The organism is Pseudomonas sp. R3-18-08 (assembly GCF_003852065.1).
Taxonomy (GTDB): Bacteria; Pseudomonadota; Gammaproteobacteria; order Pseudomonadales; family Pseudomonadaceae; genus Aquipseudomonas.
The window spans coordinates 2,395,292-2,417,613 of the sequence record NZ_CP027729.1; the positions used below are offsets into that span (position 1 = coordinate 2,395,292).

Genomic DNA, 22,322 nt, shown 5'->3' on the forward strand with positions numbered 1-22,322 from the left:
AGCGCCCGTTGACAGCAGGCACGGAAGGCGTTGTTTAATCGTCGGTCTGGATTCTTGTTGCCTCTTCCAATTACAAAATCGGAGCTACAGATGTCTGCCCAGTCCCCGATAGTTGACAACGCGACAGCGCTCATCGGTTTCAACGACCTTGTTGGGTTGCTGCAAGCGGTGTTCGTGAAGCACGGCACCTCGCCACAAGTGGCTGCGATCCTGGCGCACAATTGCGCCAGCGCCGAGCGAGACGGCGCACATAGTCACGGCATTTTCCGCATCCCCGGTTACCTCAGTAGCCTGGCCAGTGGCTGGGTCAATGGCCAGGCCGTGCCGGTGGTGACCGATGTCGCGTCCGGCTTCGTGCGGGTGGACGCCGGTAGCGGGTTTGCCCAGCCCGCCCTTGAAGCGGCGCGAGCGTTGCTGGTGGACAAGGCCCGTAGCGCCGGCATCGCGCTGCTGGCGATTCACAATTCCCATCACTTTGCCGCCCTGTGGCCGGATGTCGAGCCCTTCGCCGAAGAAGGGCTGGTGGCCTTGAGCGTGGTCAACAGCATGACCTGCGTGGTGCCCCATGGTGCCGACCGCCCGTTATTCGGCACCAACCCCATTGCCTTTGCCGCGCCGCGTGCCGACGGCCCGCCGATCGTGTTCGACCTGGCCACCAGCGCCATCGCCCATGGCGACGTGCAGATCGCCGCGCGCAAGGGCGAACGCCTGCCTCCGGGCATGGGCGTAGACAGCCTGGGCCAGCCGACCCAGGACCCTAAAGCCATTCTGGAAGGCGGCGCACTGTTGCCGTTTGGCGGGCACAAGGGCTCGGCGCTGTCGATGATGGTCGAGTTGCTGGCGGCCGCGTTAACGGGCGGTCATTTTTCGTTCGAATTCAGTTGGGCTGATCATCCGGGGGCGCGTACGCCGTGGACGGGCCAGCTGCTGATCGTGATCGACCCGAGCAAAACCGCCGGTCAAAGCTTTGCTGTGCGCAGCCAGGAACTGGTGCGGCAGATGCATGCGGCGGGGTTGCGGCGGTTGCCGGGAGATCGGCGGCATCGCGCACGGGCGAAGTCGCAGGAAACGGGGATTGAACTTGAGGTACAGGAGCTGCAGCAGCTGCAAGCGTTGGCTGCGGTTTGAAGGGGCTGCGCCTTGGGCGCAGCCCCTACTTATCAGTGACGGCGACCGAGCAGCAGGCCTACCACCAGGCCAAAGCCTGCGGAAATCGCCACGGTCTGCCAGGGGTGACCACCGATATAAGTCTCGGTGGCATCGACTACTGGCTTGCTGCGCTCACGGACGTTGGACACTGAGTCCAGGGCTTGCTTGAGTTTGATGGCGACCTGCTCGCGCAGGGTTTCGCCTTCCTCACCCACCAGTGATGCACTGCTCTTGAGCAGTTTGTCGGATTCTTCAATCAGCGAAGTCAGTTCGCTGAAGGCTTGATCCTTGATTTGATCTTCGACAGATTGGGCGGCGGTTTTGCGGGCCATGTGTGACTCCTTGCAAGTGTAAGTGGCAGTGAACAATGGAGTATCGGGCGCGGGCAAAAGTTGCAGTTATTTTGCCGGCTACCCATTTGCGGCAAAATCGAAATCGGGTCTTTTCGACCTACAGTGTAAGATGTCACCTATTTGTGCAGCAGGTAATTCAACATGAGCTTCAATCTCGCCAACAAGACCCTCGCCGAACGCGCCGAGCTGGAAGATGAAAAGTCGCGTCTCTACGACCTGTGGCAAACCAACCTGGGCAAGGCCAAGGGCGAAGCCGCGCGCTTGTTCGGCGAGCGCGCCAAGCGCAAGGGCAAATGGGCCGAGTGGGTGCGCGCGGAACTGGACGGCATGTCGCCGCCGGAGTTTTCCAACATGGTGCGCAGCGAAGTCAACAAGCTGATGGCCGCGGCTAAATAAAGCACGCCTCGATTGCCTCGCGAACCTTCAACAGCAAGGGGTCGAGCTGGGCCTGGGTGCGCCAGCCCAGCTCGACCGGATAGCGGGGCAACGCCAGTGGGCAGGGCAGTACGCGCAAGCCGGTCAGGCGGGCGATGGCCTCGGCGGCATGCCCAGGGATCGTCGCCACCGCCGCGCTGCCCTTGAGCAGAAACGCCAAGGCGGCAAAGTGGCTGGTGGACGCGCACACCTGGCGGCTCAAGCCGTGCGCCGCCAAGCCTTCATCGGTAATGCCGATAAACCCACCCGACGACACAAGCACATGTTCGCGCGCGACGAACTCCGTCAGGTCGAGCTGTTGCTGGCCGGGCGCCAGGCTGTCCGGATCCACCAGGCAGCGATAGTCACCTTCCCCGAGCACTTGCCGACTCAGGCGCCGCTCGGCAAACCCGCCGGCGGTGATCGCCAGGTCCAGGCTGCGGTCGAGCAGGGCGCCGGCGACGATCTGGCTGTGGGTCTGGCGGAAGATCACCCGCAGCTTCGGCAGACGCTGTGCGACGCTGTCCATCAGGCGACGGCCATAGGCAATCTCGAAGTCGTCCGACAGGCCCAGCACCACGGAACGGCCCTGATAGTTCGGGCTCTGTGGATCAATCATCGCCAGGCTTTGCCGACAACGGTCCAGCGCTTCGCTGATCACCGGTTTCAATTGATTGGCGCGTACAGTCGGCGCCAACCCACGTCCCGTGCGCACAAATAGCTGATCGCCATATAGCTCGCGTAGACGCCGCAAACCGGCGCTGATGGCCGATTGCGTAACCCCCAGGCGCAACGCCGCGCGGCTGGCGCTGGATTCGTCGTGCAGGGCTTCGAAGGTTTTGAGCAGGTTCAGGTCGACCTGGGCGATATTGATTTGGCTCATATCATTCAGCACTGAGGTGGGCTTTATTCATGATCCTGCTTGGCCGGAGAATGGGCAACCCCCACTGACTTGGAGTGACCGTGATGCCTGTTTCTACTGTGGCCGCCTTACAAATGGGTTCGTTGCCGGGCGGCAAGGCCGAAACCCTTGAACAGATACTCGCCTATGAAGACGAAATTCGGCGCAGCGGCGCGCAGCTGGTGGTGATGCCGGAGGCCTTGTTGGGCGGCTATCCGAAAGGCGAAGGGTTTGGCACGCAACTGGGTTACCGCCTGCCGCAAGGGCGCGAAGCCTTCGCCCGCTACTTTGCCAATGCCATTGATGTGCCAGGCGCCGAGACCGATGCGCTGGCCGGGTTGTCCGCGCGCACGGGTGCCAGCCTGGTAGTCGGTGTGATCGAGCGCAGTGGCAGCACCCTGTATTGCACCGTGTTGTACGTTGAACCCATGGGCGGGCTTGTGGCCAAGCACCGCAAGCTGATGCCCACCGGCACCGAACGGCTGATCTGGGGCAAGGGCGACGGCTCGACGTTACCGGTGATCGACACCGCAGTCGGGCGGATTGGCGGCGCGGTGTGCTGGGAAAACATGATGCCGCTGCTGCGCACCGCGATGTACGCCAAGGGCGTACAGGTGTGGTGCGCGCCGACCGTGGATGAACGCGAGATGTGGCAAGTAAGCATGCGCCACGTGGCTCATGAAGGGCGTTGCTTTGTGGTGAGCGCCTGCCAGGTACAGGCATCGCCCGCGGCGTTGGGCGTGGAGGTCGCCAACTGGCCGGCGGATCGACCGTTGATTGCCGGAGGCAGCGTGATTGTCGGGCCGATGGGAGACATTCTGGCCGGGCCGCTGGTGGGTGAGGCGGGCCTGCTGACAGCGCGGATCGATACCGATGAGTTGGTGCGGGCCAGGTATGACTACGACGTGGTGGGGCATTATGCCCGGCCGGATATATTCGAATTGGTGGTGGATGAACGCGCCAGGCCGGGCGTGCGCTATATCACTGACTAAACGCGGTTAAACATGTGGGAGGGGGCTTGCTCCCGATAGCGGTGGGTCAGTTGCAGATAGGCTGACTGGTACACAGCCATCGGGAGCAAGCCCCCTCCCACATTGGATCTTCAGCGTTTGTCGCCCGCCGTTTACCAAGTGGCGGTGTTGGGCAAATCCAACGTGCCCCGCTCGACAAAGCGCATCGTCCCAAACAGCCCGCCCGCCAGTTTGCCGCGCAGTACATAGGGCAGGTTGTTCAAGCTCTGGGTCTGGCTCAAGCCCAAAGTCTGGCGCAATACGGTGAACGCCGAAACGCTGACCGGCACCATCAGCACGGCTTCGGAAAAGCGCGGGATGCTGCCGGCCTGGTCGCTGACGCCCGAGGCCAATGGGCGGCCGTTGACCTCCAGGTCCAGGGCCACGCCGTTGTAGTCGATTGGCGTTTCATTAGGGTTCTGCACCCGCAGCTTCACGGCGAAGCGTACTTCCAGGTCCTGGCTTTGCAGGGGTTCGATGCCGACCACGTTGATGTTGACCGGATCGCGATTGGGGAACAGCGCGCAGGCGCTCAAGGTCAGTAGCAACAGCGATAGAACCATGAGCTTGCGCATACAAAGGTGCTCCTAGTGTTTGGTGACGTCCGGGTCCTGCATGACCTTGAGGGTAGAGGACTCCGGATCGAATTCATCTTCTTGCAGCTCTATGAACTCTTCCGGCAGGAAAATGTTCAGCAAGATTGCACAGAACGCCCCCACGGTGATCGGTGATTCGAAAATGTTGTGCAGCGCCTTGGGCAGGTCGCGCAGCACTTCCGGCACGGCGGCCACGCCCAGGCCCATCCCCAGGGAAATCGCCACGATCAGCACATTGCGTCGGTGCAGCCCGGCTTCGGCGAGGATCTTGATGCCGGCCACGGCCACGGTGCCGAACATGATCAGGGTCGCGCCGCCCAGTACCGGCTTGGGCATCAATTGCAGCACCGCGCCGATCATCGGGAACAGTCCCAGCAGTACCAGCAGGCCGGCGATGAAGTACGCCACGTAGCGGCTGGCAACGCCGGTCAGTTGGATCACGCCGTTGTTCTGGGCGAACGTCACCATCGGCAGGCTGTTGAAGGTGGCCGCCATGGCCGAGTTGAGCCCGTCGGCCAACAGGCCGGACTTGATGCGCTTGATGTACAGCGGGCCCTTGACCGGCTGCTGGGAAATCATCGAGTTGGCCGTCAGATCCCCGGCGGCCTCCAGCGGCGAAATCAGGAAGATCACCGCCACCGGGATAAACGCCACCCAGTCGAACGAAAACCCGTACTTGAACGGCACCGGCACGCTGATCAAGGGCACCTGGGGCAGGGCGGTCATGTCCACCCGGCCCAGCCACCACGCCACCACAAAGCCCAAGGTCAGGCCGATCACGATCGAGCCCAGGCGCAGGAACGGGTTGTCGAAGCGGTTGAGCACCACGATGGTCAGCAGCACCAGCGCCGCCAGGCCCATGTTGCTGGCAGCGCCCAGGTCGCCCGCACCAAAGCCGCCGGCCATGTCGGTCACCGCTACCTTGATCAGCGACAAGCCCATCAAGGTGATGATGGTGCCGGTGACCACCGGGGTAATCAGCTTGCGCAGCTTGCCGATGAACTGGCTGAGCACCACTTCGATGAAGGCTGCAAAAAAACAGATGCCAAAGATCGTCGAAAGAATCTCATCAGTGCCGCCGCCGCGGGCCTTGACCATGAAGCCGGCACTCAGGATCACGCTGATAAAGGAAAAACTGGTGCCTTGCAGGCATAACAGCCCGGAGCCGATGGGGCCGAAGGTACGTGCCTGTACGAAAGTGCCGAGCCCCGAGACAAACAGCGCCATGCTCACCAGATAGGGCACTTCGCTTTCCAGGCCCAGCACGCCACCGACGATCAGGGTCGGCGTGATAATGCCTACGAAGCTCGCCAGCACATGCTGCAAGGCGGCAAATATCGCCGCCGTGAAGTGCGGACGGTCTTCCAGGCCGTAGATCAGGTCGGATTTATAGCGCGGGCGGGGGGCTTGAGCGTCAGACAAAATGAGGGCTCGGGTCAGAAAAGGGAGGCGCAGGATGCCAGAAACGGCCAGTCGTCAGAAGTGTAATAAATTATTTATAAAGCGCCTGCATAAAACGTCGACATCAGCCGATACCCCGTATAGGCCAACCTATCCATTACACCAGGGGTGGCCAAGGTCTGGGTAGCGCGTTGGCGCTGACGGATCGATTCGCGGCAGGTCGCTGCCGAACATCACTTCTGAGAGCCCCCCTTATGTCCCTGCGTCATCTGAATATTGCCCCTCGCGCATTTCTCGGATTTGCCTTCATTGCAGTGCTGGTGGTCATTTTGGGGGTATTTGCGGTCAACCGCATGACCCTGATGCGCCAGGCTTCGCTGGACATGAGCACCAATCAGCTGCCCAGTGTGACGTACCTGGGGCATATGACGGAAAACGTGTTGCGCATGCGCATCCTGTCCTTTCGCGTGTTGGTCAACCGTGAGCCGGCGGCCCTGCAGGAAGCCGAAGCCCGCATCGGCGTGTTGGTGGACAAGGTCAGGGTCGCGCAGACCCATTACGCCGCGTTGCCGGCAAATGTCGAGGAGGCGGTGTTGTATAAGGCATTCGCCACTACCTTGGACAACTACGTCAAGGCCCAGGCCGACATGATTGCCCTGTCCAGGCAAGACAAGGTCGATGAAATGCGCGCCCTGATCAACAGCCGTATCAAGGAAGGCACCGACCAGATGGGCGAGCAGTTGAACAAACTGATCGCCCTCAACGCCGCCGGCGCCAAGGCTGCCGATACCCAGGCAGAGCACAGTTACGAAGGCGCCATTACCGGCGTCATCGTGGTGTCGGTCGCCGCTGCGTTGCTGACGGTGTTGCTGGCCTGGCTGCTGACCCGCAGCATCGTCACGCCGTTGCGCAAGGCCGTGCAAGCGGCTGAAAGCATCGCCGGCGGCAACCTGACGACAACCATCGAGGACGACGGCAAGGACGAACCGGCGCGCCTGATCAGTGCCTTGTCGACCATGCAGGCCAACCTGCGTCAGACCATCCAGCACATTGCAGGCTCGGCCACGCAGCTTGGGTCGGCTGCCGAAGAATTGAGCGCAGTCACCGAAGAAGCCTCCCGTGGCTTGCAACAGCAGAACAATGAAATCGACCAGGCGGCCACGGCGGTCAATGAGATGACTGCAGCCGTGGAAGAGGTGGCGCGCAATGCGGTGTCCACCTCCGAAGCGTCCGGCCAGTCCAACCAGGCGGCGCGGGAAGGGCGCGACCGGGTGGTGGAGACGGTCGGGGCAATCCAGACCATGACCCAGGATGTGCAGAACACGGCGGCGATGATCGAAGGGCTGGCAGCGCAAGGGCGTGACATCGGCAAGGTACTGGACGTGATCCGTGCGATCGCCGAGCAGACCAACCTGTTGGCGCTCAACGCCGCGATCGAGGCGGCGCGTGCCGGTGAAGCCGGACGTGGCTTCGCCGTGGTGGCCGACGAAGTGCGGGCGCTGGCCCATCGCACCGCGCAGTCCACCCAGGAAATCGAGAAAATGGTCGCCGGCATCCAGAACGGCACCGGTGAAGCCGTGCAATCCATGCAGCAGAGCAACCAGCGCACCCAACACACCCTGGAACTGGCCCGCGCCGCTGGCGTGGCGCTGGAGCAGATCACCCAGTCGATCAGCCTGATCAACGAACGCAACCTGGTGATCGCCAGCGCTTCGGAAGAGCAGGCTCAGGTGTCGCGCGAAGTGGACCGCAATCTGGTGAATATCCGTGACCTGGCGACGCAGTCGGCAGCGGGCGCCAACCAGACCAGCGCGGCCAGCCATGAGCTGTCGCGGTTGGCGGTGGATTTGAATGGGATGGTGGCGAAGTTTGTTATCTGACCATTTGAAATGCAGGCAAAAGGTGGGAGGGGGCTTGCCCTGATGCCATTGTAGGAGCGAGCTTGCTCGCGAAGAACTCAGGGGCCCCGCGTTCATTCAGAATGAACGTGTTGCCTAGACGTTTTTCGCGAGCAAGCTCGCTCCTACAGTGATAGGGCTCGCCCCTTATTTCCAGGCACCTGGGTTCACCAGGTTCTGCGGCCGCTCTCCGTCCAACGCCTGCAGCAGATTATCCACCGCACATTTGGCCATCGCCTCGCGTGTCTCATGGGTAGCCGAGCCTATGTGCGGCGTCGCCACCACATTGTTCAACCGCAGCAGCGGCGATGCGTGGTCGAGCGGTTCTTTCTCGAACACATCCAACCCGGCCGCGCGAATGGTGCGCTGTTGCAAGGCTTCGACCAGCGCCGCTTCGTCCACCACCTTGCCCCGGGAAATGTTGATAAAGATCGTCTCCGGCCCCATCAACGCGAACTCTTCAGCGCCAATCAGCTTCTCGGTTTCAGCCGTCAGCGGCAAGGTCAGGCAGACAAAATCGGCCTCTTTGAGCAGTTCCGGCAAGCTGCGGTACTGCGCGCCAAAACGCGCCTCTACCGCAGGCTTGGGCGAATGGCTGTGGTAGATCACCGGCATGCCGAAGCCAAAATGCCCACGCTGGGCCAAGGCTTCGCCGATGCGACCCATGCCGATGATGCCCAAAGTCTTGCCGTGTACATCGCTGCCGAAGTGTGCCGGGCCGATGTTCTTGTTCCATTGGCCGGCGCGCACCATGTCGGCCAGTTCCACCACGCGTCGGGCGGTCGCCAGGATCAGCGCAAAGCCGGTGTCGGCGGTGGTTTCGGTGAGCACATCCGGGGTGTTGCTGAGCAGGATGCCGCGCTGGGTGAGGTAGTCGATGTCGTAGTTGTCCACCCCCACGGAAACGCTCGCCACCGCTTCCAGCTTCGGCGCAAGGTCAAGCAGCCCGGCATCCAGGCGCAGGCTGGCGCCCAACAGCCCGTGGGCGTTGGGCAGGGCGCTGCGCAGTTGGGCCAGGCCGGCCTCGTCCAGTGAGTCGATCAGGGTCACGTCGGCCTGCTCATGCAGGCGGGCCATCAGCGGCGCGGAGAGTTTCTTGTATAAAACCACGGATTTTTTCATCAGGAATTGGCCTTCATTTCGAGGGTAGCCACGGGCTCGCGTACGCGGTCGCTGGCGCCGGGCTTGAGGAAAATTGTCAGCACCACCGACAGCATCAACGCACCGCTCATCAACAGGTACGAAGCGCCCGGCGAACCGGTGCTGCTATTGAGATAACCCACCAGGTACGAACCGCCGAACGAGCCCAGTGCGCCCATGCTGTTGATCAGCGCCATGGCGCCGCCGGCGACGTTGGCCGGAAGGATTTCCGGAACGATGGCGAAGAACGGACCATAAGGCGCGTACATGCATGCCCCGGCGATCACCAGCAGGGTGTAGGACCACCAGAAGTGTTCAGCCCCGAGCGCGTAGGAGGCATAGAACGCGATGGAGGCAACCAACAGCGGCGGCCAGACGAAGCGTTTACGCTTTTGCAGCTTGTCCGAACCCCAGGACACCACCAGCATGCCGATCACCGCCGCCAGGTAGGGCAGGGCTGACAGCCAGCCGGCTTCGACCATGTCCATCTTCAGGCCGGCCTTGAGGATCGACGGCAGCCACAGCACGAAGCCGTAGACGCCAATGCTCCAGCAGAAGAACTGCAGCGCCAGGATGATCACCTTCGGCGAGCGAAAGGCCTCGGCGTAGTTCTTCACCGCCTTGATCCCGACTTGCTCGGCGGCCAGGGCAGTTTCCAGGCTGTGCTTTTCCGTGTCGCTCAGCCACTTGGCGTCCTTGGGACGCTCGTCGGCCAGCTTCCACCAGATAAACGCCCATAACACCGCCGGCAGGCCCTCGATGATAAACATCCAGCGCCAGCTGAAATGCTGCACCAGATAGCCCGAGACCACCGACATCCACAGCATGGTCACCGGGTTGCCGAGGATCAGGAAGGTGTTGGCCCGCGAGCGTTCCGCACGGGTGAACCAGTGGCACAGGTACACCAGCATCGCCGGCATCACCGCGGCTTCGACCACCCCGAGCATGAAGCGAATGACGATCAGCATGTAGGCATTGGAGACCACCCCGGTCAGGGTAGCCAGGCCGCCCCACAGGATCAGGCTGACGAAAATCAGCTTTTTGACGCTGCGCTTCTGCGCATAGATCGCCCCCGGCACCTGGAAGAAAAAGTAGCCGAGGAAAAACAGCGCGCCGAGCAGGGACGACATGCCCGGCGTGATCATCAGGTCTTCGGCCATCCCCGAGGCGGCGGCGAAGCCGTAGTTGGCGCGGTCCAGGTAGGCCAGGCTGTAAGTGATAAACACGATGGGCATGATGTACCACCAACGGCGGGTGGCGAGTTTCACGGTTTCCATAAGGTTGCTCCTGAGCTTGTTGTAGTTGTGGCAACAGGGAGAGTGGGTAATGGGTCAAGCAACGGATCGGCTGGGTAATTCGGCGCGGGTGGGCAGCCCTTCCATGTCGCCACGGCTCTGTACGGCGCGGCTGCCGATCCAGTTGCCGCGTTGTACCGCCTCGGGAAAGCTGGCGTTTTCCAGCAGGGCGCTGATCATGCCCACGGCAAAACCATCGCCGGCGCCCACGGTGTCGACCACCTTGTCCACGCGCACGGCGGCGACGAAGCCCTGGTCCATCTGGGTGCGGTAATACGCGCCATCGGGCCCGAGCTTGATTGCCACCGCTTCGGCGCCCTGGTCGAGGTAGAACGCGGCAATATCCGCCGGGTCATCGAAGCCGGTAAGCAGTTGGCCTTCGCTGAGGCCGGGCAATACCCAGTCAGCCAGGCCGGCCAGGGCGTTGATTTCGCGGATCATCTGCGCCTGGCTGGCCCACAGGGATGGACGCAGGTTCGGATCGAAGGACACGCTGCGCCCGGCCTTGCGCATCTGTGTCATCAACTCCACGGACAATTCGCGGGTGGCCTCGGACAACGCCGGCACAATCCCGGTGGCATGCAAGTGCCGGGCTTGCAACAGCGCCGGGCTGATGGCCGCAATCGACAGATGGCTGGCCGCCGAACCTTTGCGGAAGTACTCCACCTGAGGATCGGCGCCAGCTTCTTCGCGGGATTTGAGTTGGAAACCGGTGGGGTGCAGCGGGTCGATGGCTACGTGGCTGCAGTCCAGGCCTTCGTTGACCAGGGTATCGACCACGAAGCGCCCGAGGGAGTCGTTACCTACCCGGCTCAACCACGCGACATTGAAACCCAGGCGCGACAGGCCAATCGCGACATTGCTGTCGGCCCCGGCAATGCGCTTGTGAAACTGGCCGACCTGGGCCAGGTCGCCGGTCTGCTCGGCGACGAACATCGCCATGGTCTCGCCAAACGACAGGATATCGATCTCAGACATGGGCATTCTCCACGCGGGGTTGGCCAAGGCGGGCGAGGGTGGCGACCTGTTGCGCGGTGACCTGGATCAGGTCGTCGCCCTGCAGCGGAAACTCCACCGCCCGGGTAATACCTTGGGTCATGTGCGTGAGCAGTTGTTCCCACAGATGCAGGTCGGTGGCGCCAGGCGGCTGGGCTACCAGCTTGCCGTCCGGGCGACGGGCCACGGCCTTGCAGTGCAAGTAGTCGACGTGCCGGCCCAGCAGGCGCGCGGCGGTGAGCGCGGATTGGTCCTGCCATTGCCAGTTGCCGATGTCGAAGGTCATCCTGACCGGCAGGCCCAGGCGGTCGACCTCGGTGAAAAACCGTTGCATCGGCTCGATCCGCCCACCGTGCAGGGTCTGGTCATTTTCCACCAGCAGCTTGACCGCGTGGCGATTGAGCAGGGCGTGCAGGCTTTCGAGGTCGTTGGTGTCGGTGAAGTAACCCAGGGACACTTTCAGCCAGCGCGACCCGAAGGCCTGGGCGCGGTCCAGGGTCGCGGCCAAGTCTGCATTGGGCTGGGCACGGCCGGCGACCCAGAGTTCCAGGGGCGAGGAAAACACCGATTCCAGGCCTTGCTCGGCGGCGGCCTGGGCCAGGGTGCCAGGCGGTTCGGTGGTCAGCAGTTCTTCACGCCATTCGATGCGCCGGGCACCGGCGGCGTGCAGCAGCGCGACAAAACTCAATTGGCCCTGCTGGCGGACCAGTTCGGCGCCGTAGCTGGAAAGGCTGATAGAGACGGGATATTCATGCATTGTTGTTTACCTCTGAAACCGGTTTCATTTTTATGCGCAGAACAAAATGTGGGAGGGGGCTCGCCCCCGATAGCGTTGGGTCAGCTACAGCTAAGCTGACTGATATACCGCAATCGGGGGCAAGCCCCCTCCCACAAGGAGTTGGGTCGAGCCTCGGATGATCAGTTGGGGCAGGAAATCCAGGGTACGCGTCGGGGCTGTATCACCGCGCAAGCGCTTGAGCAGGCAGTCGAACGCACTGGCACCGATCGCCTCGGTCGGCTGGGCGAGCGCTGTGATGCCACTGCCCACCAGCGGATACCAGTCGAGGTCATCCAGGGCAATCAGGCCGATATCGTCGAATAAGTGGCAGCCCAACGCCTTGAGCGCACGGGTGCACGCCAGCGCCGCCACGCCGTTGGCGCAGAACAGCGCTTTGCGCGTGGGTTTGGCCAGGAAGATGCGCAGGTGATTTTCCAACGCGTCGTTCAACTCAAGTACTGCGCCGTTCATGTGCGGGCGGTTGGCGACTTCAGTTTTGAAACTGTGCAGGCGTTCGAGCCGTGAACTGGTGCCGTCGGTCGCCTCGCTCACCAGCAGTACCTCGCGATAACCCTGCTGCTCAAGATGCTCCAGCGCCATACGCACCGCCGCCGGGTTGTCCAACCCCACCAGGTCGCTGTGCAGCGGCTCGACCTTGCGGTCCACCAGCACCAGGGGCATTTCCCGTTGCAGTTCCAGCAGTTGGTCGAGGTGATGGCCGAGGGTGTTCACGATCAACCCTTCGATGTTGTACGAACGCAGCGCCGCCAGGTGCTGGCGCTCTTGTTCGTCATCGCGGTCGGTGTTGCATACCACCAGGCTATAGCCGTGCTGGCGGCAGGCGGTTTCGACGCCGTGCATCACGGCAATGGAATAGGGGTTGCGGATATCGGCCACCAGCATGCCGATCAGGCGCGTGCGCCCACGTTTGAGGCCACGGGCCATCTGATTGGGGCGGTAGCCAAGTTCATCGATGGCTTGCTCGATGCGCAGGGCGATGGCATCGGAGAGCAGGGCGCGGTCATCGCCGATAAAGCGCGACACGCTGGCCTTGGACACACCTGCGCGCTCGGCGACATCAAGCATGGTCACGCGGCTGCGCTGGGCGGCGGAAAATGAAGTCACGTTGGCGGGCCTTTCTTATTGGAATAGAAAATTGTGGGTCAGGCTGAAACCGGTTTCAGAAGACACCACACCGTGCGAGTCGTCAAGAAAAAACCTAATGGATTTGCGTTTGTGACCGGCTGGAATCCGACGAATGGATAGCTGCACCTGTGAGTTCTGACAGTATCGAACGGGTGTGATTGAGGCTTTAATTTCTTCCACCCCAGGCCGGCTTATACGGTGATCGCTGGTTATTCCCGGCTGCAATGTTGAGGAAATATTTATGTCCGATACCGACGAACCAGCTATCACCGCCGACAGCTCCAGGCTGTATGACAACGGGCCTCTGGCATTGGCCCCGATGATTATTCCCGGGGTGGACCCGCTGGATCCGGAGGGCCTGATTCCGGCGGCGCTGATGCTTGCACCGCTTGAAGTGCTTATTCCCCAGTGGGGGCCGCCACCAGAACCGCTGGATACACCCCATATCCTGACGCTGTTTTGGGCACGGGGCGGTGCGGTGGTCTATCGCGACTTCCTGACGATCAATGCGCCGCCCCCCCCGTTGCCGATCGAGCATCAGATGTTTGTCCCGCTGGTGGTACTGCGCGCCTTATCGGGCCCCGTTGAGCTCTATTACTCAGTCACGGACTCATTTGGCGGCGAGACTGTGCTGGACCCCAAACGCACACTCACCGTGGATATGGATGAGCCGCAGTTGTTGGATCCGGCGGATCATCTGGAGTTCGTGGTGCCCCCTTCACCTGTGATGGACGAGGCTTATCTGCTCGCCAACCCTCTGGTGGCGTTTCATGTGCCGGCTTACAGGGGGCGCAGCGATGGCGACGTCATTCACTTTTACACCTCCAATCTGGCCAACCCACCGGTCGCGCGTGAGGACGGCGTGTACGAGTGGGTATCGAGTGGCGAGCCCCTGATCGCGTATCTGCCCGCCGACGTATTTCGTCATCTGGCCAATGGTGCCGCTTATATCTTTTTTCGCATTTTCGACAAGGCCGGCAATTTCAGTGATCGCAGTGCGGGCCTTCCGTTTCAACTGGGCCTGGTCCCTTTGCCTTCTGATCTGCCGCCTCCCGAAATCTATCCTCCAGAGCTTTACACCGACTTGTTGATCAATCGCGAAGACGCCAGGGCCGGAATTTTTGTGCGGATCGGCAGCTATACCGGCTGGGCGCCGGGCGATCAGGTTGTGGTGTATTGGAAAGGCAGGCCCACATCGCTCCATCCCGTTGACGGCTCCCCCACCGATGTGCCGATTCCATGGCCGGTGTTGCGCGGACCTCTGACGGATACGCTGGCGCCGGAAACGGTGCCGGTACGCTATGAGATTATTCGCGGCACGCTGCCCGCCTTTCCTTCGTTTGCCATTCGCGTGAATGTGAACCTGACCATCGCCGGGCAGGACCACGCCAATGCGCCGGCACTGCTGAATCCGGATTTACCCCTGGCAGAGGTCCGCGGCCTGGTGTCCAACCTCCCGAATGTGGTCAACCATGATGACAACCCTGCCGGCGCACGGGCCCGAGTCTTCCTGTATGAAAAGCCGGAGCCGGGGCAAGTGCTGCGGTTTTTCTGGGACGGTGTCGGGCCGGTTGCGTCCTACACGGTGCAAGCGGGGGATGTGGAAGGGCAGTTGGTGTTTTCCACGGTCATTCCGTGGGCGGTCATGGCGGGTTTTATTCATCCTGCCTTGCCCGTGTACTACACCACCAGTAATGGTGTGAATGAGCAACAGTCTGAAAACACCTTCGTCAATGTCAATACCGGCACGCTGATCTCATTTCCAGCGCCGATCCTCAAACATACCCTGGTAGGCGGAGCCGGTTATTTAGCCTGTTGCTCAAAGCCCGAAGTGTTTTATGGCGTGCATTGGCATATAGCCAATGATCAACGCTTTGAACTTAATGATGTCGTGAGGTTTTTTTGGGCTGGATACCACACGAATAATTGGGAGGGGCCGGTGATTGAAGACTCTCGCTATGCTGAAAGTAAATCCTTTGATAGCGATTATGACTTGATCAATGGATTGGACTTTACGGTAGCGCCCTATGAAGAGAAAGTTGTACCGATGCACGACTTTGGTTCCGCTCAAGTGTTTTATCAAGTCAGGCGCCATGGCCTATTGATCGGCGAGTCCGTGCCCAGAAAAATTCGTATCGATTTAAACTATTCCGCCGGCGGCTATTGTAAGGCGGGTGACATTATTAGCTGTTCAACGACGGGGCAAGCCACCCGCGTCCTGCCTGAATAAGTTAAAGCTACTGCAGTGTTTTATAGGTTGAAGTTAGGCTGCTGTTATTGAGCGAGTGCTAGACATTTTCGCAATGTTGTAGGGCGCGGATTCTCTCGCCTCGAAGTTACCCCTACCTGAAGAGTCATGGAGATATCATGAAAAGGCAAACGTTGGACGCTATTCGCAATTTCCAAAATGAACGCAAAGCCAACCCTAGCTTGCTTGCCTTGCCTGACGCCAGGCTGGAGGGGGAGGTGCCCGGATTTCCCGGATTGATCAGCAAATCCGTCGCTCTCGCCGAAGACATGATGGTAAGCATTCCGCGGCCGGATGATTTCAGTACCAATCCGCTGGAACCTGATGTCTATACGCTGTGGGTCCAGCCCAACGACCAGGCGGACTGGGCAAACCCTATCATCGTTCCGGCGGCGAATGTCCCGGCCACCGGGCTGGAAATAAATGTTGTACGCGGGCGGCGCCCTGTCGGTATCAATAAGCTGAAATATAGAATAGATGTTTTCAGTGTTGGCAACAGTACCGAGTCCAGCCCGCAATTGCTCATCATCGATCTTGAACCGCCCTATGCAAGTTGGGTGGGTACCATCCCCGCGCCTGTTCCCCCGGTTGATTTACCCGAAAGCGTAGATGCCGATTATTTCTTGAGTAAACCCAATCAGACGGCAATCTTCAGATTCCCCGATTATGTGGGGCAAGGTAAAGCCCCAGGGGACAGGGCGCTGCTCTACTTTGCAAATTCGGATGAACCGTACTTGCCGGTACCCGGTAACCCGGACCCGTTTTGGACGATCCCCGCAGACCTCAGTTTGCCTTTACCGCTGTCGGTAGTTCAAAACCATCCGGATGCCCTGCATAGTTTGCGCTATGTGATTGTGGATGCGGCGGGTAATGAGTCAAGGTTGTCTGGCGCGTTTAACCTGGATGTGAGCCTGTTTCCCAGACCCGGCAATTTTCGGGAGCCTACCATCGACTTGGCGGTTCCCGGCGATGGTTTGATCAACCGTGCTGATGTGGCGGCACTTAACGGCGCGATAGTGCGTATTCCCCAATACGATAATGTGCTGCGCGCGGACGATGAACTGATTATTACCCTCACCACCAGCCTGGGCACGCAAACCTTGCCCGGCTTTCCGGTTGGAAGCGCAATTTTTCCGATTCCCGTGCATGTCGATTACGCGACGCTGGTCGCACTCTACGGGGCCACGCTAGGGTTGCTGCCGTTGACGGTTTCTTATGCGGTCAAGCGCCGCTCGGTCAGTTACCCGGCGGGCTTGACGGCGACGACGGACCTGGACCTGTTTGTCGTAGGCCCAACCCCGGAGGGTCCCGATCCGATCAACACCAAACTCAATCCGGTACGTGTGATAGGTGTGCGGCTGGACGGCACTGAAGGGCCGGATGACAACCAATTGACTCCGGCGCATGCGTCCAGAGATGCCATCGGGCGAATCAGACTGTGGGATGAACCACCGACACCTGACGCCAGAGACTTTACGATCAAGCTTTTTTATAACGGAAATATGGTTGATTCCCGCTTGATAACCGGTGGTGTCGCTAACGAAGAGGTCGATATGGTTATTCCGTGGGCCGCCATCTTCGACGGTAAAAACGGTACCAACAAATTGGCGTATTACACGATTGAGTCGACAGGCACTACCAATTCGCAGCAGTCGCCTCTCACACCCGTCAATGTGACTGCGATCGTTATCTCGCTGGACGCACCGCGGGTGAGAAACCTCAACGCAGCCGGCTTCATCAATTGTGACAGTTTCAGGCCTGTCGGGCCGCCCCCTGGCGACCTGGTGGTGTTTATTCCACCCAGCAATGAGTTCCGAATCAATATGGTGGTGACGCTGCATTCGCAGGGCTATAGCGATGACCTCGGAACAACGCCCGTTGGCGCTGCTGTTGGCCTGGCTACCAGGACCATCCTGACGGAAACTGACATAAACCTCGGGTTCGAAATGAATCTGGGACCTTACGCGACCATCTTCAAAACCATTCAACCAAACGCTGCTGCGCGCCTTATGGGGTCGATGAAACTCTGGTACAGCATCCCAGGTCCCTTGGACTCCGATGAGACGCTCCATCGTGCCCGTGGTCACAGAGCTGGGGCACCAGGCACTCCCGGAACTTTCTGTGATGGAACTGCCGTACCCGTTTAGTTGGGTGTAACGGTCCAGACCTAAGAGCGGCAGACCCGCTCTTAGGTTTTTTTGACAAAGAAACTATGTATTGACTCCGGGCTCAAATCCGCATTCATACGGCCGCTTAAGACTAATCCTACATAAAATGGTAACCGCTCTGGATACCTTGGCACCGCTCGATCGGCTGGCTCCCGCGCACTTTGGAACCGGCCAGATTTTTTCCGTGAAGGAATGCCAACCCAGAGGTCCATTCAATGTCAACTGTATTCAATTTCAAGCCATCGCCTTTAAGTCTGGCGTTGAAAGTCAACGCTGTCACCTTGTTGATGCTTGTAGCGCATGCCGCCGATGCCCGTGTCATCACCAAGCCTGACGATTTCGTCGTGCCTGGGCCAACTCCGGACGCGTTTGAGTTAAAACCAGGCTCCGGCTTTACCGTCAAGGGTGCCGTCACCAAGAACATTACCAGTCAGTCCGCAACCCTGACACTCGAGCCGGGCAGTTCTACCCAGGACATTACGGCCTATGCGTCCACTGTTCGTATCGACGGTTCCGATGTCATTGCGCGTAGCACCGCGAATGCCGCCGTGCAGGCCAGCGACAGCAATGTGTTGATCACCAACAGCAATATCCTCAACAAAAACGGCAGCGGGCTGGTCGCCGGCCGGCAAGACGGGTCCAAAGTGGGCTCTAAAATCAGAGTGGTCAACTCCACCATCACCGGCACGCAGCGCGGCGCCAGTGCCAGCGCCTACAGCGTACTTGACCTGGTCGATACCAAGGTTGAAGCCACCGGTGCGACCGGTGTGGGGATTGCCCTGTTCAGCGGTCAGGCCTATGCCACCAACAGCCAGATTGTCGGCGGGCAGAACGGTGTGCAAATGGGTATAGACGGCTCCTCCGGCGTACTGGGCAACAGCCTGGTGCTGGACGGATCGAGCGTTGAAGGCAAAAGCGGCGCGGCCATTCTCACCCGGCAAGGCAGCAACGCCGACATCCAGGTGCGCAATGGTTCCAACCTGATCGGCGGCAATGGCAATCTCCTCGAAGTCACCGGTGGCTCCACGGCCAACCTGAACGTGGACAGCAGCTCACTGTTCGGCGACGTGGTGGTCGAAGACGGCAGCCAGGCAAAAGTGCAACTCAATAACGGTGCCTTTCTGACCGGCCAGTTGAAGAACGTCGCCGAACTGAGCGTGAACGAAGCGTCCAGGTGGGTGCTGGTCGGCAACAGCAATGTTGACGCCTTGAAAATGGGCGGTGGCTCAGTGGAATTCGGCGCGCCAAACGAGTTTTACCAACTGGATGTGAAGAGCCTGGACGGTAACGGCACCTTCATCATGCACACCGACTTTTCCACCAACCAGACCGACTTCCTCAACGTGCAGGGCAAGGCCGAAGGCAACCACAGCCTGCTGCTGGCCGCCACCGGTTCGGAGCTGGCCAAGGGCGAGCCGATCAAGGTGGTGCACACCGAAGGCGGTGATGCGCAGTTCGCCCTGGCGGGCGGCACCGTTGATATTGGCGCCTATGATTACGGCTTGAAGAAAGAAGGTACCGACTGGCTGCTCGACCCCTCTCGTCGCGGCACCAGTACTACCGCCCACTCGGTGCTGGCCTTGTTCAACAGCGCGCCGACCGTGCTGTATGGCGAGATGAGCATCCTGCGTACGCGCATGGGCGAATTGCGCTTCAGCGAAGGCGCGGGCAACGGTATGTGGATGCGCAGCTACGGCAACAAATTCAATGTGGCGGCCAACAAGAACGGTGCGGGCTACACGCAAAACCAGAAGGGCTTCACCATCGGTGCCGACGCGCCGTTGTCCGGAGGGGATGGCCAGTGGATCGCCGGTATGATGGCCGGTCACAGCGTCTCCGATCTAAGCCTGAACCGTGGCAGCAGCGGCGAGGTCAAGAGCTACTACGTGGGCGGTTATGCCACCTGGTTGGACGCTGAAAGCGGTCTGTACTTCGACGGTGTGGCCAAGCTCAACCGGTTGCACACCGACAACAATGTGACCATGAGCGATGGCAAGAAAGCCAAAGGCAACTACGCGCAAAACGCCGTGGGTGCCTCGGCTGAGTTCGGTCGCCATATCAAGCTGGACGACGGCTTTTTCGTCGAGCCTTATGGGCAGTTGTCGGCCACCATCACCCAGGCGCAAAGCTACGACCTGACCAATGGGTTGCACGCCAAGGGTGACCGTTCCAGTTCGGTGGTCGGTAAGCTGGGTGTGACTGCGGGCAAGAACATCCAACTGGATAGCGGCGGTATCCTGCAGCCTTACTTGCGTACTGCGGTCGCCCACGAGTTTGACCAGAGCAACAAGGTGTTCATCAATGACCAGAGCTTCAATAACGACCTGTCCGGCTCGCGCATCGAGCTGGCGGCCGGTGTAGCCATGGCCGTATCGGAGAACGTCAAGCTGCATGCCGACTTCGACACCAGCCAGGGCAAGAAGATCGACCAGCCTTGGGGCGTCAACTTCGGCGTGCGGTACGACTTCTGAAGTTGTCGTTCGATTGAACAGGGGGAAGCTATGGCTTCCCCTTTTTTTTACATTCAGATCACTACACTCAGCCAGGTCGAACCCAGCAGAAGCAGGGCCATACAGCGGTTGAAGCGTTGCATGGCACTTGGCGAACGCAGGAACTGGCTTGAGCCCGCACCCAGCGCGGCCCAGGTTGCCAGGCATGGCAAGGAAATCAGGAAAAAAACCATCGACAGGGTCATTACCTGGCTCTGGCGTTCTGCACCATTACCCGCAAATACACTGACCACTGCCAGCGCCATCATCCAGGTCTTGGGGTTGATCAATTGCAGGCTGGCGGCACCGCTGAAACCCAGTCGCTTTTGCGCTGACTGTACGTCCAAGGCCTCCACTGGCGCGCTGAAAATCTGCCAGGCGAGATAGCTCAGCCAGGCCACGCCGGCCCACTGCATCGCACTTTGTACCTTGGGCAAATGCACTAGTGACTGGCCCACACCGGAGCCCACCAACAGCACAATGCCTGCTGCACCCAGGCAGGCGCCGAGGATGATCGGCAGTGCGGCCTTAAAGCCATACCGTGCGCTGTTACTCAGCACCAGGATATTGGTCGGACCCGGGGTGATGGAGGCGACAAAGGCAAACAGGATAAACGGCAACATGGCGGGCGACTCCCAACAATCGATTGATGGAGTCGATCTTCACAGGCCCGAACGCTACCTGTCTGGAACATTTGAGCAACGCTTGCGGTACGCAGCGGGCGTGAGGCCGTAGGCGCGTACAAACCAGCGGCCCAGGTGGCTCTGGTCGGCAAAACCCAGGGCAATCGCCACATCCGCCGGTTGCTCGCCCTTGCCCAGCAAATGCCGAGCGTGAGCCAGGCGCAGTTGCACCAGGTAGGCGTGAGGCGGCAGGCCGAACGCGCTCTTGAAGGCGCGGCTGAGGCGGAAGCGGTCGACACCGCAGGCCAGAGCCAGTTCGTCCATGCCGATGTCTGCGTGCAGATGGGCATGCAGGTATTCCCTGGCCTTGTGCGCCACCTGCGGCAATCGCGGGTCCTCGCGGTAGCGGATGCGCCAGTAGAGGTGGCCGGTGAGGCGCTCCAGCAATTGGTCCATGGCGCGTTGCCGCACAATGCGCAGCTCGCCGCTGTGCAAGGTTTGAAAGGCCTGGCTGGTGGCCAGGGCCAGGCGCGGATCGCCGGTCAAGGTGCTGGCGAAACTCAACTGGCTGTCCAGCGGCGCCTCTTCGAACACCGCGCTCACTTCACGCGCCAACCAGTGCGGGTCGAGGTACAGCATGTGATAGGTGAAGCCGTCCGGGGTGGGCGCGTCGCCGTCGTGCAACTCACCGGGTTCCACCAGGAACACTTGGCCCGGTACGCTGTTGTGGCGCGTGCGGCGGCAGTTGAATTGCTGTACGCCTTGCTCGGTGACGCCGATCAGGTAGCTGTCGTGCCAGTGGGGATCGTAGGCGTGGCCCTCGAAATGCGCGCGCAGGGTCTCGATGCCGGTGTCGGCGTCCTGGGACAGGTCGATCCAATTGCGCGCGGCCATAAAACACCGAGGATGAATGTGTAATGCCATTAGCGCCCAAGGGCGGCCAGGCGTCTAGAAGGTTTGTGCAACTCAGCCAAACAGGCCTGCGGCGATATTGATCGAAAACCCCAGAATCGCCGTGTTGAACAGAAAACCGATCAATGATTGCCCCAGCACTACCTTACGCAAGCCACGGGTGGCGACGCCCACATCGGACGTCTGCACCGCCACGCCGATGGTGAAGGAGAAATACAGGAAGTCCCAATAGTTGGGCGTGAGTAAGCCTTCGGCAAAACGCAGCGCCGGCTCCTTGCCGTTCCAGGTGTAATAGAGCCTGGCGTAGTGCACGCTGAAGATCACCCCGATCAGCAGCCAGGAGCCGATCACCGTCAGCCCGGTGAAGCCGTAGTGCAACAGACGTTCGGTGGGCGCCAGGTCTTTGCTGCCGACCAGTTCGAAGGTGATGGTGGCCAGGCTGGCGATGGCGGCGATGCACACCGTGAACAGCACCAGGCCGGCGTTTTCGTCCTCGACCTCGGCGATGCGCTTGACGTCCTCTGCCTTGGCACGGCTGGTCAGCCACAGCATCAGCACCAGATAGGTCCAGACCCCGGCGTTCCAGCCGATCAAAACTTTGCTGGCCAGCGTATCGGCGGGTACCAGGATGCCCACGGCGAGGCCGAGCACGGCGGCGGCTGAGAGGCGAGGGTGGGTGCGGGCGAGGAAGGGCATGGGTGCTCACAGCTAGCGATAGTTGAGCAGACTGTAACTGATCCTGTGGGAGGGGGCTTGCTCCCGATGGCGGTATATCAGTGCCAAATATGCTGACTGACACACCGCC

Annotated in this window: 19 protein-coding genes; 7 read left to right on the forward strand and 12 right to left on the reverse strand. The window is 60.6% G+C overall.

Translation table 11 applies throughout. From position 1 onward, the window contains the following. The first annotated feature begins 90 nt into the window (after window positions 1-90). Window positions 91-1,128 (forward strand): Ldh family oxidoreductase, encoded by a 1,038-nt coding sequence (locus C4J92_RS11160; protein ID WP_124403860.1) that lies wholly within the window; start codon window positions 91-93, stop codon window positions 1,126-1,128. 32 nt (window positions 1,129-1,160) lie between these two features. Here the strand turns inward: C4J92_RS11160 and C4J92_RS11165 are convergent, their stop codons facing one another. Further along, a complete protein-coding gene (locus tag C4J92_RS11165) occupies window positions 1,161-1,481 on the reverse strand; it encodes a YqjD family protein (protein ID WP_124362397.1) in 321 nt (106 codons plus the stop codon). 162 nt (window positions 1,482-1,643) lie between these two features. Between C4J92_RS11165 and C4J92_RS11170 the strand changes: the two genes are divergently transcribed. Beyond that, window positions 1,644-1,898 carry a hypothetical protein gene (locus tag C4J92_RS11170; RefSeq protein ID WP_003190904.1) on the forward strand — a complete coding sequence of 85 codons (255 nt, stop codon included), beginning with the start codon at window positions 1,644-1,646 and terminating at the stop codon, window positions 1,896-1,898. Here the strand turns inward: C4J92_RS11170 and C4J92_RS11175 are convergent. Further along, entirely contained in the window at window positions 1,891-2,790 is a 900-nt protein-coding gene (locus tag C4J92_RS11175; RefSeq protein ID WP_124405794.1) for a LysR family transcriptional regulator, read from the reverse strand. The genes C4J92_RS11170 and C4J92_RS11175 overlap by 8 nt on opposite strands. 92 nt (window positions 2,791-2,882) lie before the next feature. Between C4J92_RS11175 and C4J92_RS11180 the strand changes: the two genes are divergently transcribed. Continuing rightward, a complete protein-coding gene (locus C4J92_RS11180; protein WP_124403861.1) occupies window positions 2,883-3,809 on the forward strand; it encodes a carbon-nitrogen hydrolase family protein in 927 nt (308 codons plus the stop codon). A 131-nt stretch (window positions 3,810-3,940) separates the two neighbouring features. On the opposite strand, the gene C4J92_RS11185 is transcribed toward C4J92_RS11180, so the two are convergent. Continuing rightward, window positions 3,941-4,402: an LEA type 2 family protein gene (locus C4J92_RS11185; RefSeq protein ID WP_124370363.1), complete on the reverse strand. Its 462-nt coding sequence runs from the start codon at window positions 4,400-4,402 to the stop codon at window positions 3,941-3,943. A gap of 12 nt (window positions 4,403-4,414) precedes the next feature. Then, a complete protein-coding gene (locus tag C4J92_RS11190; RefSeq protein ID WP_124366648.1) occupies window positions 4,415-5,845 on the reverse strand; it encodes a nucleobase:cation symporter-2 family protein in 1,431 nt (476 codons plus the stop codon). 233 nt (window positions 5,846-6,078) lie between these two features. On the opposite strand from C4J92_RS11190, the gene C4J92_RS11195 reads away from it, so the two are divergent. Further along, complete coding sequence (locus C4J92_RS11195) at window positions 6,079-7,704, forward strand: methyl-accepting chemotaxis protein (protein WP_124366649.1); 1,626 nt, start codon at window positions 6,079-6,081, stop codon at window positions 7,702-7,704. Between the two features lie 165 nt (window positions 7,705-7,869). Here C4J92_RS11195 and C4J92_RS11200 read toward each other — a convergent pair whose 3' ends face one another. The 5 genes from C4J92_RS11200 to C4J92_RS11220 form a co-directional block, all read right to left on the reverse strand. Beyond that, window positions 7,870-8,844 carry a D-glycerate dehydrogenase gene (locus C4J92_RS11200; protein WP_124403862.1) on the reverse strand — a complete coding sequence of 325 codons (975 nt, stop codon included), beginning with the start codon at window positions 8,842-8,844 and terminating at the stop codon, window positions 7,870-7,872. Beyond that, complete coding sequence (locus C4J92_RS11205; protein ID WP_124362403.1) at window positions 8,844-10,139, reverse strand: MFS transporter; 1,296 nt, start codon at window positions 10,137-10,139, stop codon at window positions 8,844-8,846. The genes C4J92_RS11200 and C4J92_RS11205 overlap by 1 nt, the downstream gene beginning before the upstream one ends. Before the next feature lie 54 nt (window positions 10,140-10,193). Beyond that, window positions 10,194-11,135: a sugar kinase gene (locus tag C4J92_RS11210; RefSeq protein ID WP_124403863.1), complete on the reverse strand. Its 942-nt coding sequence runs from the start codon at window positions 11,133-11,135 to the stop codon at window positions 10,194-10,196. Then, the gene (locus tag C4J92_RS11215) at window positions 11,128-11,910 is read right to left on the reverse strand and encodes a sugar phosphate isomerase/epimerase (protein ID WP_124403864.1); all 783 of its coding nucleotides are present in this window, start codon (window positions 11,908-11,910) and stop codon (window positions 11,128-11,130) included. Before C4J92_RS11215 ends, C4J92_RS11210 begins: the two co-directional genes overlap by 8 nt. 90 nt (window positions 11,911-12,000) lie before the next feature. Beyond that, on the reverse strand, window positions 12,001-13,056 hold the full coding sequence (locus C4J92_RS11220) for a LacI family DNA-binding transcriptional regulator (RefSeq protein WP_124403865.1): 1,056 nt from the start codon (window positions 13,054-13,056) through the stop codon (window positions 12,001-12,003). A 262-nt stretch (window positions 13,057-13,318) separates the two neighbouring features. On the opposite strand from C4J92_RS11220, the gene C4J92_RS11225 reads away from it, so the two are divergent. The 3 genes from C4J92_RS11225 (at window position 13,319) to C4J92_RS11235 (ending at window position 19,964) form a co-directional block, all read left to right on the forward strand. Further along, window positions 13,319-15,307 (forward strand): hypothetical protein, encoded by a 1,989-nt coding sequence (locus C4J92_RS11225; protein ID WP_124403866.1) that lies wholly within the window; start codon window positions 13,319-13,321, stop codon window positions 15,305-15,307. A 137-nt stretch (window positions 15,308-15,444) separates the two neighbouring features. After that, window positions 15,445-17,472, forward strand: a complete 2,028-nt coding sequence (locus C4J92_RS11230) for a hypothetical protein (RefSeq protein ID WP_256657477.1) — start codon at window positions 15,445-15,447, stop codon at window positions 17,470-17,472. A gap of 236 nt (window positions 17,473-17,708) precedes the next feature. Continuing rightward, complete coding sequence (locus tag C4J92_RS11235) at window positions 17,709-19,964, forward strand: autotransporter outer membrane beta-barrel domain-containing protein (RefSeq protein WP_124403867.1); 2,256 nt, start codon at window positions 17,709-17,711, stop codon at window positions 19,962-19,964. 53 nt (window positions 19,965-20,017) lie between these two features. Here C4J92_RS11235 and C4J92_RS11240 read toward each other — a convergent pair whose 3' ends face one another. The 3 genes from C4J92_RS11240 to C4J92_RS11250 all read right to left on the reverse strand — a co-directional run bounded on the left by C4J92_RS11240 (window position 20,018) and on the right by C4J92_RS11250 (window position 22,213). Further along, window positions 20,018-20,605 carry a LysE family translocator gene (locus C4J92_RS11240; RefSeq protein ID WP_124403868.1) on the reverse strand — a complete coding sequence of 196 codons (588 nt, stop codon included), beginning with the start codon at window positions 20,603-20,605 and terminating at the stop codon, window positions 20,018-20,020. A 54-nt stretch (window positions 20,606-20,659) separates the two neighbouring features. Beyond that, window positions 20,660-21,499: an AraC family transcriptional regulator gene (locus C4J92_RS11245; RefSeq protein ID WP_124403869.1), complete on the reverse strand. Its 840-nt coding sequence runs from the start codon at window positions 21,497-21,499 to the stop codon at window positions 20,660-20,662. A 72-nt stretch (window positions 21,500-21,571) separates the two neighbouring features. Continuing rightward, window positions 21,572-22,213: a DUF1345 domain-containing protein gene (locus tag C4J92_RS11250; RefSeq protein ID WP_124403870.1), complete on the reverse strand. Its 642-nt coding sequence runs from the start codon at window positions 22,211-22,213 to the stop codon at window positions 21,572-21,574. Between the last annotated feature and the right edge of the window lie 109 nt (window positions 22,214-22,322).